The organism is Kitasatospora sp. GP82, assembly GCF_029892105.1.
Taxonomy (GTDB): domain Bacteria; phylum Actinomycetota; class Actinomycetes; order Streptomycetales; family Streptomycetaceae; genus Kitasatospora.
This window is the reverse complement of the sequence record NZ_JARZAJ010000040.1, coordinates 25,225-42,197: the sequence shown is the minus strand read 5'-3', so window position 1 is coordinate 42,197 and position 16,973 is coordinate 25,225. Positions and strand designations below refer to the sequence as shown.

Here is a 16,973-nt window from a genome sequence, read left to right as displayed (position 1 = left end):
GCCCGTGAGCCACCGCATCGCGCCTCCACCTGACGATGTGCCAGATGCGTCGGTCGACTGCTCGGCGCCGGCGCACCCTCAGGAGACATGGTGCCACCGGATCTGCCCGCGTTGGCCGTTGTTGCCCTCTCGGCTCGGACGGAACCGCACGCCAGGGCGCTCCGGACAGGACCACCGCCCGCAGCCCGCGACCCGCGACCCGCGACGAGCACTGCACGATCCGAGCGACGGGGACCGCAGTGGGTGGATCGGGGCGGACCGGGCCTCCCCCTCCGTGGCCCGGGCCGCCCCGCGCGGCGTCCTGACATGGACATCCTCAGATGGCCGAAAGGCGTCGCACTGCCCGGGAGGGCATCCGCATGCCCTCCCGGACCCACCGCCGCCCGCGGGGATGGAGGCGGCGGTGTCCCCCGGCCCGCCGGGTCCTCGACGACGGGCCGACCCACAGGCACCAGCGAATCGCCCACCTGCCGCTCGGGCCAGGGGGCACGGCCGGGCGCACATCGACACAGGACCGGAGCACGACCGTCCGGGACGCGCGACCCGACCTGCCGTCACGCCTGCTTCGCCCGGCCACCTCCCGACCGGGCCAGGCACGTGATCCCGCCATCCGGAATGCGAGCCCTTAACCCTCGGAACGCGGACGACTACTCTAGGTGCAGCAGCGCCCCGGCTCCACGCACCGCACCCGGCACCCCGAGCGAACCCCCTCACTCCACAGCGGCCTTTCGCACTGGCGGAGTTCACCGGATCCGCAGGAGAGCCACCACCGCACGCTGCAGTCGCACCACCCACGCACCATCCACCCACGCACCACCGACACACGCACCACCAGCACCACCAGCACCACCAGCACCACCAGCACACAGCAGCCGACGCACAGCAGCCGCCACACAACGCCGCAGGGGGTGCCGCCGCCACCATGACCGTCAGCTCACGAGGGCCGAACGAACGGCTCGGCACGATCCTCACTCTCGCCCAGATCAGCAATGCCGGCCTCGCCCGCCGGGTCAACGACCTCGGCGCCCAGCGCGGACTCACCCTTCGCTACGACAAGACCTCGGTGGCCCGCTGGGTCAGCAAGGGCATGATTCCGCAGGGCCCGGTGCCGCATCTGATCGCGACGGCGATCGGCAGCAAACTCGGCCGCCCTGTGCCACTGGACGAGATCGGACTGGGCGACACCGACCCGACGCCCGAACTCGGTCTCGCCTTCCCGCGCGAGGTCCCGGAGGCGGTCCGCTCGGCGACCGACCTGTGGCGGGTGGACCTGGAGCTGCGTCGCGGTCCGGGCGGCGGCCGCTGGAGCGACAGCCTGGCCGGGACGTTCTCGGTCGCCGCGTATGCGACGCCGGTCTCGCGCTGGCTGATCACCCCGGTCGACGGCTCGGTGGCCCGGGAGGCGCTGGCGCCGGACCTGAGCGGCTACCGGGTGGGCCACTCGGATGCCGCCAAGTTGCGCGAGGCGGCCCAGGAGGCCCGCCGCTGGGACTCCAAGTACGGTGGCGGCGACTGGCGTTCCTCGATGGTGCCGGAGTGCCTGCGGGTGGAGGCCGCGCCGCTGCTGCTGGCCTCGTACAGTGATGCGGTCGGGCGCGCCCTGTTCGGCGCGACGGCCGAACTCACCCGGCTGGCCGGGTGGATGGCCTTCGACACCGGCCAGCACGAGGCGGCGCAGCGCTACTACATCCAGGCGCTGCGACTCGCCCGGGCGGCGGCCGACGTGCCGCTCGGCGGCTATGTGCTGGCCTCGATGAGTCTCCAGGCCAGTTACCGGGGCTTCGCCGAGGAGGCGGTGGACCTGGCCCAGGCCGCGCTTGAGCGCAATCGTGGACTGGCGACGGCCCGCACGATGAGCTTCTTCCATCTGGTGGAGGCCCGTGCCCGGGCGAAGAGCCGCAACGCACCGGCGTGTGCGGCCGCGCTCGCGGCAGCGGAGGGTGCGTTGGAGCGGGCACGCGCCGGGGATCCCGATCCGGCGTGGATCGACTTCTACGCCTACGACCGGCTGGCCGCCGATGCCGCCGAGTGCTTCCGTGACCTGGGCGTGCCGTCCAAGGTCCGGCAGTTCACCCGGGAGGCACTGGCCCGGCCCACCGAGGGCTTCGTCCGCTCGCACGGCCTGCGCCTGGTGGTCTCGGCGATGGCCGAGGCCGAGGCGGGCGATCTGGACGCGGCCGTCGCCGCCGGCGAACGCGCCGTCGAGGTGGCCGGGCGGATCTCCTCCCAGCGCAGCCGGGACTACGTGATCGAGATGCTGCGCCGCCTCGAGCCGTTCCAGGACGAGCGCCGGGTGAGGGAGTTGACCGAGCGGGCCCGGCTGGTGCTGGTGGCACCCGCGTAATTCGGATGCGGGTCCGGGAGCGGTCTGACTATCGTCGTCCTCGTCCAGGTGCGCAGGCAGAGGTTACTTCCACTGTTAATGGGCGGGTTGCGGGTTCGAGTCCCGTCACCGGCTTCGGGCCGGTGTAGCTCAACTGGTAGAGCAGCTTCGTCACCTCAGCCGCTTCTGTTCTCTGGACACCATTCGTGAATAGTTCTGCCGCACCTCCCGGTGCGCAGGCAGCGGTTACTTCTCTGGCAGGTGCCCTCGGCAGGGCGCTGCGGTTCGAACCCGCGAAACACCGCCGCCGCTCTTGATCTCGGGAGGCACAGCACCGGGGCGCCCGGTGCGCAGGCGGGGGTTACTTCCGGCTCAGGGGTGCCAGGTTCGAGTCCTGGTCGGTCCGAGCGCACGCTCGGCCGGTAGCTCAGTCGGACAGAGCACCTGACTGTCACCTCCACCGACGCCGGTTCGCCGGAACCGACACCGATCTCGGGCGCCCCTGCTCCGCCGTGCCTCCCCCTTCTCACCGTTCAGCAGGGGGACTTCAGCATGTCGCGTTTCAACCTTCGCAGGGCCAAGGCGAGTCCGGTGTCGCCCGTGACGACCACCGGGCGACGCGCCGTCAACCACCAGGGCGGCACCGGGTACCTGCGCGACGAGAAGTCCGAGCTCTTCCTGCTCTCGGTGGCCAATATGGTCGGCCAGGACACGTACTACGAGCGTGGTGGCGACCGCGACGACCGGTTCACCGCGCTGGTGCGCCAACTGGCCGTCAGCGACCCCGAATGGACGCATCTCCTGCTCCGCTGGCTGCGCGCCGAAGCGCAGCTGCGGACCGCCGCCCTGGTCGGCGCCGCCGAGTTCACCCGCGCCCGGCTGGACGCCAAGGCACCGGGACACTCCCGCCAGGTGATCGAAGCCGTGCTCCAACGGCCGGACGAGCCCGGTGAGTTCCTCGCCTACTGGACGTCCAGGTACGGCCGCCGACTGCCGCAGCCGGTCAAGCGCGGTGTCGCCGACGCTGCCCGCCGCCTCTACAGCAGCCGGGCACTGCTCAAGTACGACACCTCCTCCAAGGGGTACCGCTTCGGCGATGTACTGGAGCTCACCCACCCGGCGCCGCACCCCGAAAAGCCGTGGCAGGGAGCCCTGTTCAAGTACGCGCTGGACCGGCGGCACCGCCCGGACGAGGCCGTGCCGCCGGCCGGGGACCGGCTGCTGACGGCCAACCGCGAGCTGCTGGCGCTCCCGGTGGCGCAGCGCCGGGCCGCCGTCGTCGCCGACGGCGGCGCCGAGCGGCTGGCCGCGGCGGGGCTGACCTGGGAGGCACTGGCCGGCTGGTTGCAGGGACCGCTGGATGCGGCGGTCTGGGAGGCGGTCATCCCGTCCATGGGCCCGATGGCGCTGCTGCGCAACCTGCGGAACTTCGACCAAGCCGGAGTCTGCGACGAGGTCGCCGCCGAGGTGGCGCGCCGGATCAGCGACCCGGCGGAGGTGGCAAGGTCCAGGCAGTTCCCGTTCCGCTACCTGGCCGCGCACCGCCACACGCCGTCGCTGCGCTGGGGGCGCGCCCTGGAGCGCGCGCTCGGGCACTCGCTGGCCAACGTGCCTGCGCTGCCCGGCCGGACGCTGATCCTGGTGGACCGCTCGGGCTCGATGTTCGACCGGCCCAGCGCACAGAGCCAGCTCAACCGGGCCGACTCGGCGGCGATCTTCGGCACCGCGCTGAAGGTCCGGGCCGAGCAGGCCGACCTGGTCGAGTTCGGCAGTGGCAGCCAGGTGGTCGAGGTCGGCCGGGGCGAGTCGGTGCTCAAGGTGCTGGAGCGGTTCCACAATCTCGGTGGCACCGACACCATGGGCGCCGTCGCCCGCCACCACCACGGCCACGACCGGGTGGTGGTGATCACCGACGAGCAGGCGTACGGCAGTTGGCGCGGCGATCCGCTGGCACCCGTCCCGGCCCACGTCCCGGTCTACACCTGGAACCTCGCCGGGTACGCCACCGGCCACGCGCCGTCGGGCTCGGCCAACCGGCACACCTTCGGCGGGCTCAGCGACGCCGCGTTCCGGCTGATCCCCCTGCTGGAGGCGGGCCGCGACGCCGACTGGCCCTGGCTCTGACCCCTGGCCGGTGGGATCGCTCCGCGGTCGGCACCAGCGCACCGCCCCGGGGGCGCGGGGCAGTTCACCCGCCCGGGATCGGCCGGCCGGACTTTCGGTCGAACGCGCGAGGTGCTCTCGACCGGTGCCCGCCGCCGTGCCAACATCGCAGCGGCGGGCACCTGGGCGGCGGGTGCCGGGAGGAAGAAGGTGCGGCGGTGGCGTACGACTTCGACGTGACGGTGGTCGGCGGCGGGATCGTCGGGCTGTCCACCGCGTACGCGCTCGCCCGACAGCGACCGGACCTCCGGGTGCTGGTGCTGGAGAAGGAACCGGCCTTCGCCACCCACCAGACCGGCCGCAACAGCGGCGTCATCCACAGCGGGGTGTACTACCGGCCCGGCTCGCTCAAGGCCAGGTACGCCACCGAGGGCGCGGCCGAAATGGTCGAGTTCTGCCGCGAGCAGGGCATCCCGTACGAGGTCACCGGGAAGCTGATCGTCGCCACCGGCCGCGAGGAGCTCCCGCGCCTGTACGCGCTGGTGCAGCGCGGCCGGGAGAACGGCATCCCGGTGGCCGAGCTCGACGCGGCCGGTATCGCCGAGTACGAGCCCGAGGTGACAGGGCTGGCCGGGCTGCACGTCAAGACCACCGGCATCTGCGACTTCGCGGCCGTCGCCCGGCGGTACGCCGAACTCGCCGAGGAGGCGGGCGCGGTGCTGCGGACCGGCTGCGCGCTGCGCGGGGTCGTCCGACGGGCGGACGGGGTCACGGTGCAGATCGAGGGCGGCGGGGAGCTGCGCTGTGCGGTGCTGGTCAACTGCGCCGGGCTGCACAGTGATCGCATCGCCCGGCTGGCCGGGGACGATCCCGGGGTGCGGATCATCCCGTTCCGCGGCGAGTACTACGAACTCACCAAGGAGCGGCGCGAGTTGGTCCACGGGCTGGTGTATCCGGTGCCCGATCCGGCCTTCCCGTTCCTCGGCGTGCACCTGACCCGGGGCGTGCACGGCGACGTCCACGTCGGCCCGAACGCCGTCCCCGCACTGGCCCGTGAGGGTTACGACTGGCGGACGGTGCGGCCGCGTGACATCGCCGAGACGGTGGGCTTCCCGGGCACCTGGCAGATCGCACGGCGGCACTGGCGGTACGAGATCGGCGAGTTGCACCGCTCACTGTCCAAGCGGGCGTTCACGGCGGCGGTGCAGCGACTGCTGCCGGCGGTCGCGGCCGAGGACCTGGTCCCGGCCGCCGCCGGGGTGCGGGCCCAGGCCGTGGCCCGGGACGGCGCGCTGCTGGACGACTTCGCCTTCGCCGGCTTCGACCCGGACGATCCGTCCTCGCCCCGGCGCACGGTCCATGTGCTGAACGCCCCGTCCCCGGCGGCCACGGCCTCCCTCCCGATCGGCCGTGAGGTGGCCCGCCGGGCCCTCGCCGCCCTCACGGCGGGCGGTGCGTAGCCCTTCACCGTCGGGCAGCGCGCCGACCGGTGCCTCTGGGGCACGGGCACGGCGTGACTGTGGTGCGGTTCGCGCACGCAGTTGACCGAGCAGAGACTCGCGCCCCTGAGGCACCGCATGGCAGCCGTCTGCGCGGCAGCCGTCTGCATCACGGTGCGCATCGGGCGTGAGGTCTGCGTCACGCGCCCGTCCGGGGGCGGGTACGCCCCCCGTAGAATGGGGCGATTGTGACTGCCACCGCCCCCAGTACCCAGCCTTCCCCGTCCGCCCGGCTCTCCGCCGCACCGGCCGCGTACCCCGCGCCGATGTACCCGCACAAGGCCACCGAGGCCCAGCACAGCGAGCGCCGGATCCGCAGCTTCCAGCCGCGCCGAGGCCGGATGACCAACGCCCAGGCCGGCGCCCTGGACCGGGGTTGGGAGCGGTACGGCCTGGCGATCGACGGCACCCCGCTCGACCTCCCGAGCCTGTTCGGCGAGCTCCCGGTGACCCTGGAGATCGGCTTCGGCATGGGCGAGACCACCGCCGCGATGGCCGCCGCAGACCCGGCCATGGGCATCCTGGCCGCCGACGTCCACACGCCCGGCCATGGCAATCTGCTCCAGATGCTGGAGCGCGACGGCTCGGAGAACGTCCGGCTGGCCGCAGGTGACGCGGTGATCCTGCTGCGCGACATGCTGCCCGACGCCTCGCTCGCCGGTCTGCGCGTCTACTTCGCCGACCCGTGGCCCAAGCCCAAGCACCACAAGCGCCGACTGATCCAGCCGCACTTCCTCGACCTGGTGCTCCCCCGCCTGGCCCCGGGCGCCCTGGTGCACTGCGCCACCGACTGGGAGCCGTACGCCGAGCAGATGCTCGACGTCCTCTCCGCCTCGCCCGAGCTGGAGAACCTGTACCCCGAAGGCGACGGCTCCGGCTGGCTGGAGCCCGCCGACCACCCCGTCGGCAGCGTGCCGGGCTACGCACCCCGGCCCGAGTGGCGTCCGGTCACCAAGTTCGAGCGCGCCGGCACGGCCAAGGGCCATGTCGTGCACGACCTCCTCTTCCGCCGCCGCTGATCCCGGGGCGACCGACCTGACGGATCGTCACCCGAGGTGAGGCAGTCGACACCGATCGTGCCGAGGGGCTGCCCGGGAGTGCACCGTTCCCCTACGCTTTTCGGGTGAGCAGTCCGTCCAGCGACGGCCCATACTCCGACGTCCCGGCGCCCGCAGCGGCCGCCGTCGAATCACCCGGGTCCGCCATCAGCCCGCCCGCGCACTCCGACGGCAACCGGACGAACCCGGGGCCCCGGGTGCACCGGGCGGGCTGGCTGCTGCCCCGGCACCCGTACGTCGGGGCGGACAACCTGCTCCGCCGGATCGCCTCGCTGCGCTACCCGGCCGTCTCCTCCGGGCTGGCCGCCCTCGCCCTCGCCGCCTGCGGCGTGCTGATACTGCAACTGGTCCACCGGCAGACCGGGACCACCGGCCTGCTGGTCGGCCTCGGGCTGGCCCTGCTGCCGCTGCCGTTCGTACTGGGCGCGCTCGCCTGGCTCAACCTGACCGCGCGGGTGCCACTGCGGCACACCCTGTTCTGCCTCGCCTGGGGCGCCTGCGCCGCGACCACCGTGGCGATCATGGCGAACGGCTGGGCCAGCGACTTCCTCATCGCCCACCGGGGCAGCATGCGCGGTGAGACGCTCGTGGCCGAGTTCGCGACCCCGCTGATCGAGGAGACCGCCAAGGGCGCCGCCCTGATCATGCTGCTGCTCCCGGTACGCCGCCGGCTGCGATGCCGGGCCGAGCGCACCTGCGCCGTCCTGATGCGGCGCTCCCCGGCGCCACTGCGCCGCTCGGTGCACCGTCTGCGCGCCGCCCCGCGGCTGCGCCGCCACCTGCGCCCGCTCCCGTACTTCCGCCCGGCGCCGTACCACCGGCCGCACACGCGCGGCGGGCGGCGACGAGCCCGTTCCAACCCGCGCACCCTCGCTGCCGGGGTGGTGCTCGGCGGGGCCACCGCGTGCGGCTTCTCCTTCACCGAGAACGCCCTCTACCTCGGGCGGGCCTTCACCGACGACCAGCAGACCCGGATGGACAACATCGGCCTAGGCGCACAGCCCAGCCTGCGGGACTTCGACAGCACCGTCCACACCTTCGTACTGCGCGGACTGCTCTCCCCCTTCGCCCACCCGCTCTTCACCGCCCTCACCGGACTCGGCCTCGCGATCAGCCTCACCACCGGCCGCCGCTGGCTGGCCCGCCTCGCCGCTCCGGTCGGCCTGCTGCTGGCGATGGCCCTGCACGGCACCTGGAACGCCGCCGCGGGACTCGGCACCCACGGCTTTCTCCTGGTGTACGGGCTGCTGATGGTGCCCGCTTTCGCCGCCCTGGTCTGCTTTGCCGTCTGGGCCGGCGCCCGCACCGCGCGAAGGGCCCGGCATCCGGCCGGGCAGCCGCGGCAGAGCACCGGGCGGGGCGCACCCCCATGAGGAACGCCCGCTGAGGAACGCCCGCTGAGGAACGCCCGGCGAGGAGCACCCGGTGAAAAAGTTGATCGCAGAACCGATTTCCCTTCCTGGCGACTCTCCCGTAGTGTTGGGTTCACCGACGCGGGGTGGAGCAGCTCGGTAGCTCGCTGGGCTCATAACCCAGAGGTCGCAGGTTCAAATCCTGTCCCCGCTACTCAGTAGCCAGAAGGTCCGGCAGATTCGTCTGCCGGACCTTCTGCGTTCCCTCGAAGCTTTCCTCGAATAAATCCGTTGCCTCCTGTCCGGGGCCTGCCTATGGTGGGCTCAGAACACGAAAGGAGGTGATCCTGAGTTGAGTACCCACGCAACTGCGCACGTAGACGCGTCTGACTCGCTCGGGCGCGCCTCCGTGGCGGCGGCCTTCTAGGTCCAGCCCCCGCGGACGCGTGAACCGCGCAGATGTAGTCGTTCCCCCGGGACACCCTCAAGGAGAGGCCCCGGGGGTTCGGCATTTCCGGGCCGGCAAGGGGCGGCCCAGGGCTGGACCGGAGTCGGACCGGCCCGTCGGTCCCACCGTTCGAACGGCTGGGATCGCGCCCAGGTGTGCCGGGAAGACTGGCCGGCAGCGTCATCCGTCGTTCCCGGGAGCCCCCTGTGACCAGTCGTATCCGCAAGGTGCGCGCGGTGGCCGGGTTGCTTCTGCTCTGCCTGGCCGTCCTCTGGGCCGGCCTCACCGTCTCGCGTCGGAGCTGGGTCTGGGATGCGGTGCTGATCGCGAGCCCGTGGCTCTTTCTCCTGGTGGTCCGCGACCTGTGGCGCTCGGCGCGGGACATCCGCCGCCGCTTCGCCCGCAAGCCCGAGGCTCCTGCCGCCGACCGGTCGGCCTGAGCTCGCCGCACTCCCTGTCGGGCCGTGGCGGTGCCCCGCTACAGTCGCTGCCACCAAGCGGGTGATTCGGGGAGGCCGTCGGTGGGTGTCGGGCGTGGGATCGCGGCGAAGCGCGGGTTCGCACGGTATGGAGGCGGGCTGGCGCCGGAGGTTCGGTTCGGCCTCGGCGGTGTGATCGCGGCCGGTCTGGCAGGGCTCGTGCTGTACTCGGCGGCGAGCGGTCACTGGGTGGGCACCCTCGGCGGCGGTCTGCTGGTCGCGGCGATGTCCACGGCGGCCGGCGGTGGGGTCGGCTTTCTCTTCGGCATCCCGCGTCTGCTCTCCAGCGGTGCGGCGGCGCACCCCACCGATCTGAGCGCGACCTCCACCGCGAGCTACGCGCCGAACACCAACCTGGAGCAGGCCTCCGACTGGCTGACCAAGATCCTGCTCGGCGCCGGGCTCACCCAGATCGGCGCGGTGCCGCACCGGCTGCGGCAGGTGGGCGACGCGCTGGCGCCGATGGTCGGCGGCGAGAACGGTGCGGCGGGGTTCGTGGCCACGGTGGTGGTCTACTTCAGCGTGCTCGGGTTCCTGTCCGGCTGGCTGCTGACCCGACTGCTGCTGGCGCGGGCGCTGTCCACCGCCGACCGGCAGACCCTGGCCGACTCGGTGAGCCAGACCTCGACCTCGGCGAGCAGCCTGGACTACACCCCGACCGAGGTGCGGAAGATGTTCGACACCGGGGTCGAGGGCCTGCGGGTGCAGGCCCTCGCACTCCTCCAGGGCAAGCCCGACCCGACCAACCTCGACCTGATCGTCAGGGCGATCGACCGCAACCTCTCGCCCTTCGAGCTGTTGCAGGCGCTGCTCGCCGCACGTGAGATCGCCACCGGCACCGCGCTGACGGACGAGGAGAAGGCGGCACTGCGGGAGGCAGTCGACTACAAGCTGCGCAACCCGACCGCCGTACCGCCGTACTCGCGTCGCAGGGTGGTCGGCGAGGAGATCCTCAAGCTGCTTGCGGCGTCCGCCGAACCGGCCAGGGGCGGAGCTACCGGCGGGAGCGGTGGGACTACCGGCGGGAGCGGCGGGGCTGCGGCCGAGCAGGTTGCCCTCGTCGGCGTGGAACAGGCGGGCGCGGGACAGGCCGTCGCGGCCGAGGCCGGCGCAGGCGAGGTCAGGCAGCCCGCTGGCTGACGCGGTGTCGGCGACGGCGGTGGTCTGCGGCACGCAGTACCAGTACGCGCCGGGTCAGCCCGTCGCCCGCCCTCGGGAAGGCCCGTACCTCGCTGGCGATCTGCCGCCGCCCGAGCGCCGAGCGGAGCTCGTCCAGGTGCGGGCAGCGGCGGCCGCCACCGTCGTACAGCGGGTAGATCCGGACCTCGCCGCCGGGAGCGGTGACCCGGGTCAGTTCGAGCAGTCCGGCCAGTTGTGCGGGCCCGCGTACGCCGGGTCGGCGGCCACCACCCGGATGCCCGGTTCACGGGCCTCGGCGACCAGGTCGGCGGCGCCTCCGGGACAGTCCAGCACGGGCCCGGGCACGGCGCCGATCGCGCTGCGGGTGAGGCCGAAGAGCTGGCAGTGCTCGTCGAGCGGACGGGAGGTGATCAGTGTGGCGGGCGGGCTCACGGGACCTCCCGGGTGGCAGCGTCCGGCCCGCTTCATCCGACCATGATGAGCAGTCGGCCGCATCCGAGCAGCGACCGTGCCGCATCGACCGAGCGGCCGCATCGACCGAGCGACCGTGTGGTCAGCGGTCCGCTGCCCGGGGCCTGGGACTCCGACAGGTGCACGCCCACCGCCTGAGGAAGCGTCGGCCGCTCAGCGGTCGGAGAGCAGGCCCCGGATGGCGGCGCGGCTGACGCTGTTGATCGCACGCACCAGCCCCGCCGCGAGGTAGAGCAGGACGAACCCGAGTATCGAGACGCCCGCGATCTGCCACGGCGAACTGATGAAGTACTCGTAGTGCCCGCTGCCGCTGCGGAAGTCGAACAGCCTGAGGCCGGGCCAGCCGACATACCGGGGAAAGACCCAGTGGTAGGCGGGGTAGAGCGCCAGCGACCAGCCGAGCGCCAGGAAGACCGTCGGCACGACGAAACTCAGCACGCTCCAGGGGAACATCAGCACCTGGTAGAGCACCGCCTTCCACCCCGCCGGGTCGGCCAGCCGTGCGGTGACGCCGCCCCAGAATCCGGGCCGGCCGGGGCGGACCGGGGCCGGGCCCGCGACTTCGGTGGCGAGCAGCGTGCGGGCCCGGTGGCGCTCCAGGGCACCGAAGCCCCGGGCGCCGCTGAGCAGCAGGGCCAGCACCGGCAGGCCGAGTGCGGTGACCAGCAAGCCGAGGCCCGCCGAGAAGAAGGTGACGGCGAAGCCGAAGCTGAGCACCCTGATCGGCAGGGATGTCAGCGCAAATCCGACCTCCCGCCAGGTGGACCCCGCGAGCGGGGCCAGCCAGAACGCCGCGGCCTGCCCGGCGCGGCGCTGCGGCGGGTACGCGTCGGTGCGGTGCAGGGGGGTGGTGCCACCCATGCTGGTGCTGGTCATTGCAGGCCCCTCGGTGTCGTCCGTGCTCACGACTCCAAGATGCCGGTTCGCAGCGACCACCGGTATGCAGCCCACTGCCGAGTTCGTGGTGGGGTTCTCCCTACCTCCGCTCTCCAGCGGGCGCCACCCTTTCGTGCTCCAGCAGCGAGAACAGCAGCGAGTCGTACCAGGTACCGCGCAGGCAGAGGTCGTGCCGGATGCGGCCCTCGGACTGGAAGCCGGCCTTGGTGAGCACCCGGACGGAGGCGGCGTTCTCCGGGTCCACCCGGGCCTCGAGGCGGTGCAGGCCGAGGGCGTCGAAGGCGAACTCGCACAGCAGGGCGGTGATTTCACTCGCATACCCCCGGCCCCAGGTGTCGCGGCGCAGCGCGTACCCGATGGTGGCCGAGCGGTGTTCGCCGAGGCCGAGGACGGCGGTGCCGATCGGGGCGGCGTATTCCGGGTCGTCCTCGACGAGCACGGTGACGGCGAGGCGGTAGGCGGTGCGCGGGTCCGCCTCTGCCTGCTCGATGTAGAGCTCGATCTGGTCGGCACAGGTCTCGCGGTCGCGCGGTTCGAAGGGCAGGTACCTGGCGGTCTCCGGGTCACCGAAGACGGCGTGCAGGGCATCCACGTCGCCGGGAGTGTGGTGGAACTCGCGGATGGCGAGGCGCGGGCCGGTCAGCAGCACGGCCCGTCCCGGTTCAGGCTTCATGCCGCCCGACCCTACAGCCGAGCCGCCCACCGGCCGACCGGAGCACCGAGAGGCCGCAGCACCGAGGCACCGGACACGCTCACCGGTCACCGGGTCGCCGGGCACGCCACCCGCACTGCCGCCGGGCTCCCGCCGCACCGGCTACGGTACGTAGCGTGAACCACGATCTGCAGCTCACCCCTCGTACCCGTACCACCGACCTGCTCGCCTGGGCGGCCGAGCACGGGTACGAGCCGGTGCCCGAGGAGGCACTGCGGACGGTGCTCACCCTGCTGGAGCTCGGGGACGCGCCGATGCACGACGGCTACCCGGAGCTGAGTTCGCCGCTGCTTGAGCAGCTGCTGTACGAGCGGCTGTACCTGTATGTGCAACCCGCGACCGAGCCGGAGGCGTACGGGCGGGTGGTGCGGCTGCTGATCGACCACCAGCGGGCCGGCAGGCGGCTGAACGCCAAGCGGCAGGCGAAACTGCAGGCCGAGGCGGAGTGGCAGGGCGAGCTGCTCTGCGACCTGCTGCGGCGCCCGCACCTGGTGACCTGGCCCCGGCTCTACACACTGCTGCTGCGCGCGGACGGTGTGGACACCTCCGACCAGGCGGCCGTGCGGGCCTGGCTGGACGACTTCCGGGAGCTGACGGAGGATCAGCGGGTGGCGTGCTTCGCCTGGCTGGAGGAGCAGGGGCTGCTGGAGCCCGTCCAGGGGGACGAGGGGTGGAACCGGGCCCGGATGCTGTCGGTCGGCATGGCCACGGACGGCGCCCGGATGCTCCTGGAGAACCGTCTGATGCAGCGCAGTTACCGCAATCTGGCCGGTCTGAACGCGCTTGGGCTGCCGATGCCCGAGGAGCTCTCGGGCGACTTCGAGGGCTTTGAGGCGGTGGTGGCGGCAGAGGCTCTGCGGCTGTGCGGCGAGTGGACGGTGCCGGGGTTGCCCGAGCTGCTGGTGGCGGAGTACCAGGACCTGGCACCCGAGCCGGGCACCGAGGAGATCGAGGAGTACCTGGCGAGCACCGAGGCGGAGGCGGAGGCGGAGGCGGAGGCGGAGGCGGAGGCGGAGGCGGAGGCGGAGGCGGAGGCGGAGGCGGAGGCGGAGGCGGAGGCGGAGGCGGAGTCGGAGGCGGAGTCGGAGTCCTGATCGCAGCCCGGTCGACCGTGCACTGTCCCGAAGGGGGTGCACGGTCGGACGCGTGCCCGAGCTGCGTGAAGGTGTGGGGTTTTTCGCGCAGTTCCCCGCCCCCTGATTCGCGCAGTTCCCCGCGCCCCTGAGGTGGTGCATGGCCCGGCACGTGCCTGAACTGCTCCATGGTGCGGGGATTTCCGCGCAGTTCCCGGCGCCCTCAGGGGGTGCATGGTCGGGCGCGTGATCGAAGTTCCCCGCGCCGCCGGGCTACGGCTGGAGGCCGTGGGCCTGGAGCCAGCTCAGCGGGTCGATCGGGGCTCCGCCGTCGGGGCGGACCTCCAGGTGCAGGTGCGGCCCGGTGACGTTGCCGGTGGCACCGACCTTGCCGAGCACGGTGCCCGGGGCGACCTCGCCGGAGGCTGCGGAGATCGCGGAGAGGTGGCAGTACCAGATCTCGGTGCTGTCGGGCAGGGTCTGGATCACCCGGTACCCGTACGCGCCGGACCAGCCGGCTGAGGTGACCCTGCCCGTGCCGAGAGCGGTGACGGGGGTGCCGGTCGGGGCGGCGAAGTCGAGGCCGGTGTGCAGGTGGGCCCAGTGCGAACCGGACTGGGCGAAGTGCGCGGTGAGCGTGTAGTCGCTGGTCGGCAGGGTGAGGGTGCCGAGCCGGGCGCGCTCGGCCTCGGCTTCGGCCTCCGTCTGCTGGGCGGCCCGCTTGGCCTCGGCCTCCTGGGCGGCGGCCAGCCGGGCGGACTCCTCGGCGGTGGTGTGCTGGCCGTCGGCCTGCTGCTGGATCCGCGCGGCGAGGGCGAGTCCGGGGTCGGCGGACAGAACACGGTCCGAGGCCGTGTCAGGTGCGGAGAGCGCCGGAGCTGCGGCGGGCGGCTGCGCGACGGTGGCAGCGGCGGCCGATCCGGCGGCGGCGAGGCTGGTGGCGCCGAGACCGGCGGCCATCGCGGTCACTCCGAGCAGGGATCCGCTGCGCGGCTGGCGGGGCATCCGGTGCCGGGCGGCCCCGTCAGCCGGTGCGGCCTGCTCCTGGGGGAGTTCGAGCAGCTGGGTGCCGATCCCGAGGTTCACGGGGGTGTGCGACAAGGACGCCACGGGGGCGCGCTCCTTTCCTTCCTTCGCGCCGACCGGGTTAGCTGACGGGTTCGGAGCAGGAAGGTCTCCTACGGGCGGGCCGGGGCCCACTCGATTCACCCCAAGGAACGTGGTTCCCCGGCTCCCGAGCCCGCCTTGGGCGGGCCTTGAGGGATTGGGCGACGGCGCACGGTGCCGTTCGGGTACGGCGTTGCCGACCGCGCTGCGTTATCAAACGTTAATCCGAGAAGCCCATGATTCCAAGCTGCTCGAATGGTGCAGTCCTGGCTTCCTGGGGTGCAATGGGCGATTTGTGACGATTGGCCAGCTCGCCCCATGACGGCCCGTGATGTCCGCCGAGATCAGCCCTGCGCCCGACGGGCCTTCTCGGCGAAGGTGACACCGGCGATCGCCCAGTTCTCGGTCGGGACCTCCTCGATCGCCACCCAGATGTTCTCCGGCTTCACGCCGGTGACCCGGGCGTAGGTCTCGGTGAGCTCGCGGGCGATCTCGGCCCTCTGCTCCTCGGTGCGACCGGCCAGCTGCTTGACGCTGATGAACGGCATGACGACTCCTCGGCTCGGGTCCCACAGACAGCCGCACCGTACAGCACACGCTGCGAAGTCCTGCGAAGTCCTGCGAAGCCCCGCGGACCTCCTTGACGCCTAAGGCTATTAGCCATAGCTTTATGGCTACAGGGAACGGCCACCGAGGAGGCAGGCCATGTCCGACAGCACCGTCACCACCCAGTACCTCGACGTCCCTGGAGGCCGGATCGCGTTCGACGACAGCGGCGCCGGAACGGGTGCGCACCCCCGGCCGGAAGACCGCCACCCGGGGCCAGCTCGGGGGCGACTCCGCAGCGGTGGGGCTGGCCGCGGCCGTACGCTGCCCCGCGCTGGTGATCATGGGCAGCAAGGACATCGACTTCCCCGACCCGGCCGCACTGGCCGACCGGCAGGCGGCGGCGCTGAAGGGCCGTAAGGTGATGATCGACGGTGCCGGGCACTACCCCATGGCGGAGTTCCCCCAGGCCACCGCCGACGCCCTGCTCCCCTTCCTGCACGAGGTCGCCTGATGCCCAGGGTCGGACTCACCCCCGCCGCCGTCGTCGGCCATGCCCTTGAACTGATCGACGAGCAGGGCCCCGAGGCCCTCACCCTGGCCGCCGTCGCCGCCCGCGCGGGCGTCGCCACCCCGTCCCTCTACAAGCACGTCAGCGGCGGCCTGACCGAACTGCGCCGCCTGATCGCCGTCCGGGTCACCGAGGAACTCGCCGAGCAGCTCAGCACCGCGGTGCAGGGAAGGAGCCGGGACGAGGCGACCGAGGCGCTGCTGCGGGCCTACCTGGACTACGCGCGCCGCCACCCCCGCCGGTACGCGGCCCTGCCGCAGGCCCCGCAGGAGGAGCCGGAGTTGCAGCACGCGGCGGCCCGGCTGGTCGGCGTGATCGTGGCGGTGCTGCGCGGATACGGCCTGGAGGGCTCGGAGGCGATCCACGCGGCCCGTACGGTGCGCTCCGTGGCACACGGCTTCGCCTCGCTCTCCACCAGCGGCGCCTTCCAGCTGGCAGAGGACCTGACCGTGACGCAGGAGCGGCTGATCGGCGTCCTGACCCAGGGGCTGCGGGCCTGGCCGACGGCCTGAGGGCCGGCCCGACGGCCCGACGGCCCGACGGCCCGACGGCCCGAAACCCCGCTCCGGCGGGGGTTGACGGAGCGGGTCGCAGGGCGCAGGGTTGCGAACAGGCCGGATCCGCAGGGCGGTTCACCGGCGAGGGTTCACCTGCGCGCCCACTGGCGGCTACCCGCTCACCGCCGGCGCCGCGAGCCGGCCGGACACCCGTTCGAGACCGGCCCGGGCGGCCGGTGCGCGCCGGTATGGATTCGGGTGGATTTCGAGACCGAACCGTCGCAGACGACCCGCCACACTTGCGGTCAGCCGGGGTAGGTAGCATCCGGGCGGCCCACATCCCGTCAGCAGCAGCCCGCTGCTGGGGAGGACACCATGCCGCAGACCACCACGCCCCAGGGCACGATCACTGAAGAGGAGGACGGGATGACGCAGACCGCGCAGACCACCCGGCCCGTCACCGGTCTCGTTCCGAGCCAGCGCACCTCGGTCACGACCTCCGCGACGGCCCGCCCCGCCTCCGGCGGCCTGGTGGAGGCGGCCCGGCGCGCCTTTGTGGTGGCCCGGGGCCTTCGCTCGCTGCGCCCGGTCCCCGCCCGCCCCCAGGAACCGTACGGGGAGAGCGACGGCCAGTAGGCGCTGCCCGCGCCACCCGCTACGCGGGGTCGGGGGGCTCGCAGGCTCACGGGGCAGCGCC

The 16,973-nt window shown here is 72.8% G+C and carries 16 protein-coding genes, 1 tRNA gene and 1 riboswitch; of the genes, 12 read left to right on the top strand and 5 right to left on the bottom strand.

Annotated features, from left to right (window positions below):
* The first annotated feature begins 922 nt into the window (after window positions 1-922).
* The 8 genes from P3T39_RS29620 (at window position 923) to P3T39_RS29585 (ending at window position 10,402) form a co-directional block, all read left to right on the top strand.
* Window positions 923-2,344 (top strand): MFS transporter, encoded by a 1,422-nt coding sequence (locus P3T39_RS29620; RefSeq protein WP_280702282.1) that lies wholly within the window; start codon window positions 923-925, stop codon window positions 2,342-2,344.
* A 531-nt stretch (window positions 2,345-2,875) separates the two neighbouring features.
* Window positions 2,876-4,447 (top strand): TROVE domain-containing protein, encoded by a 1,572-nt coding sequence (locus P3T39_RS29615; RefSeq protein ID WP_280702281.1) that lies wholly within the window; start codon window positions 2,876-2,878, stop codon window positions 4,445-4,447.
* A 197-nt stretch (window positions 4,448-4,644) separates the two neighbouring features.
* Window positions 4,645-5,886: an L-2-hydroxyglutarate oxidase gene (gene lhgO, locus P3T39_RS29610; protein WP_280702280.1), complete on the top strand. Its 1,242-nt coding sequence runs from the start codon at window positions 4,645-4,647 to the stop codon at window positions 5,884-5,886.
* Between the two features lie 227 nt (window positions 5,887-6,113).
* Window positions 6,114-6,944 (top strand): tRNA (guanosine(46)-N7)-methyltransferase TrmB, encoded by an 831-nt coding sequence (trmB, locus tag P3T39_RS29605; RefSeq protein WP_280702279.1) that lies wholly within the window; start codon window positions 6,114-6,116, stop codon window positions 6,942-6,944.
* A gap of 104 nt (window positions 6,945-7,048) precedes the next feature.
* On the top strand, window positions 7,049-8,356 hold the full coding sequence (locus P3T39_RS29600; protein ID WP_280702278.1) for a PrsW family intramembrane metalloprotease: 1,308 nt from the start codon (window positions 7,049-7,051) through the stop codon (window positions 8,354-8,356).
* A gap of 119 nt (window positions 8,357-8,475) precedes the next feature.
* Window positions 8,476-8,549: transfer RNA gene (locus tag P3T39_RS29595), tRNA-Met, on the top strand.
* Window positions 8,550-8,989: 440 nt separating this feature from the next.
* Window positions 8,990-9,223, top strand: coding sequence for a hypothetical protein (locus P3T39_RS29590; protein WP_280702277.1), 234 nt, complete (start codon window positions 8,990-8,992; stop codon window positions 9,221-9,223).
* A gap of 81 nt (window positions 9,224-9,304) precedes the next feature.
* A complete protein-coding gene (locus P3T39_RS29585; RefSeq protein WP_280702276.1) occupies window positions 9,305-10,402 on the top strand; it encodes a hypothetical protein in 1,098 nt (365 codons plus the stop codon).
* 210 nt (window positions 10,403-10,612) lie between these two features.
* Here the strand turns inward: P3T39_RS29585 and P3T39_RS29580 are convergent, their stop codons facing one another.
* From P3T39_RS29580 to P3T39_RS29570, 3 genes are all read right to left on the bottom strand, one after another.
* The gene (locus tag P3T39_RS29580) at window positions 10,613-10,834 is read right to left on the bottom strand and encodes a hypothetical protein (RefSeq protein WP_280702274.1); all 222 of its coding nucleotides are present in this window, start codon (window positions 10,832-10,834) and stop codon (window positions 10,613-10,615) included.
* A gap of 192 nt (window positions 10,835-11,026) precedes the next feature.
* On the bottom strand, window positions 11,027-11,749 hold the full coding sequence (locus P3T39_RS29575; RefSeq protein ID WP_280702273.1) for a sensor domain-containing protein: 723 nt from the start codon (window positions 11,747-11,749) through the stop codon (window positions 11,027-11,029).
* Window positions 11,750-11,849: 100 nt separating this feature from the next.
* Entirely contained in the window at window positions 11,850-12,443 is a 594-nt protein-coding gene (locus tag P3T39_RS29570) for a GNAT family N-acetyltransferase (RefSeq protein WP_280702272.1), read from the bottom strand.
* Between the two features lie 155 nt (window positions 12,444-12,598).
* On the opposite strand from P3T39_RS29570, the gene P3T39_RS29565 reads away from it, so the two are divergent.
* A complete protein-coding gene (locus P3T39_RS29565) occupies window positions 12,599-13,576 on the top strand; it encodes a hypothetical protein (protein ID WP_280702271.1) in 978 nt (325 codons plus the stop codon).
* Between the two features lie 252 nt (window positions 13,577-13,828).
* Here the strand turns inward: P3T39_RS29565 and P3T39_RS29560 are convergent, their stop codons facing one another.
* Together P3T39_RS29560 and P3T39_RS29555 are read right to left on the bottom strand one after the other, a co-directional pair.
* Window positions 13,829-14,665: a M23 family metallopeptidase gene (locus P3T39_RS29560; RefSeq protein ID WP_280702270.1), complete on the bottom strand. Its 837-nt coding sequence runs from the start codon at window positions 14,663-14,665 to the stop codon at window positions 13,829-13,831.
* Window positions 14,666-14,677: 12 nt separating this feature from the next.
* Window positions 14,678-14,836: riboswitch (cyclic di-AMP (ydaO/yuaA leader) on the bottom strand.
* A gap of 170 nt (window positions 14,837-15,006) precedes the next feature.
* On the bottom strand, window positions 15,007-15,210 hold the full coding sequence (locus tag P3T39_RS29555; protein ID WP_280702269.1) for a 4-oxalocrotonate tautomerase family protein: 204 nt from the start codon (window positions 15,208-15,210) through the stop codon (window positions 15,007-15,009).
* A gap of 239 nt (window positions 15,211-15,449) precedes the next feature.
* Here P3T39_RS29555 and P3T39_RS29550 point away from each other — a divergent pair, with 239 nt between their 5' ends.
* The 3 genes from P3T39_RS29550 (at window position 15,450) to P3T39_RS29540 (ending at window position 16,912) form a co-directional block, all read left to right on the top strand.
* Window positions 15,450-15,722: an alpha/beta hydrolase gene (locus P3T39_RS29550; RefSeq protein ID WP_280702268.1), complete on the top strand. Its 273-nt coding sequence runs from the start codon at window positions 15,450-15,452 to the stop codon at window positions 15,720-15,722.
* Window positions 15,722-16,291 carry a TetR-like C-terminal domain-containing protein gene (locus tag P3T39_RS29545; protein WP_280702267.1) on the top strand — a complete coding sequence of 190 codons (570 nt, stop codon included), beginning with the start codon at window positions 15,722-15,724 and terminating at the stop codon, window positions 16,289-16,291. The genes P3T39_RS29550 and P3T39_RS29545 overlap by 1 nt, the downstream gene beginning before the upstream one ends.
* Window positions 16,292-16,651: 360 nt before the next feature.
* Entirely contained in the window at window positions 16,652-16,912 is a 261-nt protein-coding gene (locus P3T39_RS29540) for a hypothetical protein (protein ID WP_280702266.1), read from the top strand.
* Window positions 16,913-16,973: the final 61 nt, after the last annotated feature.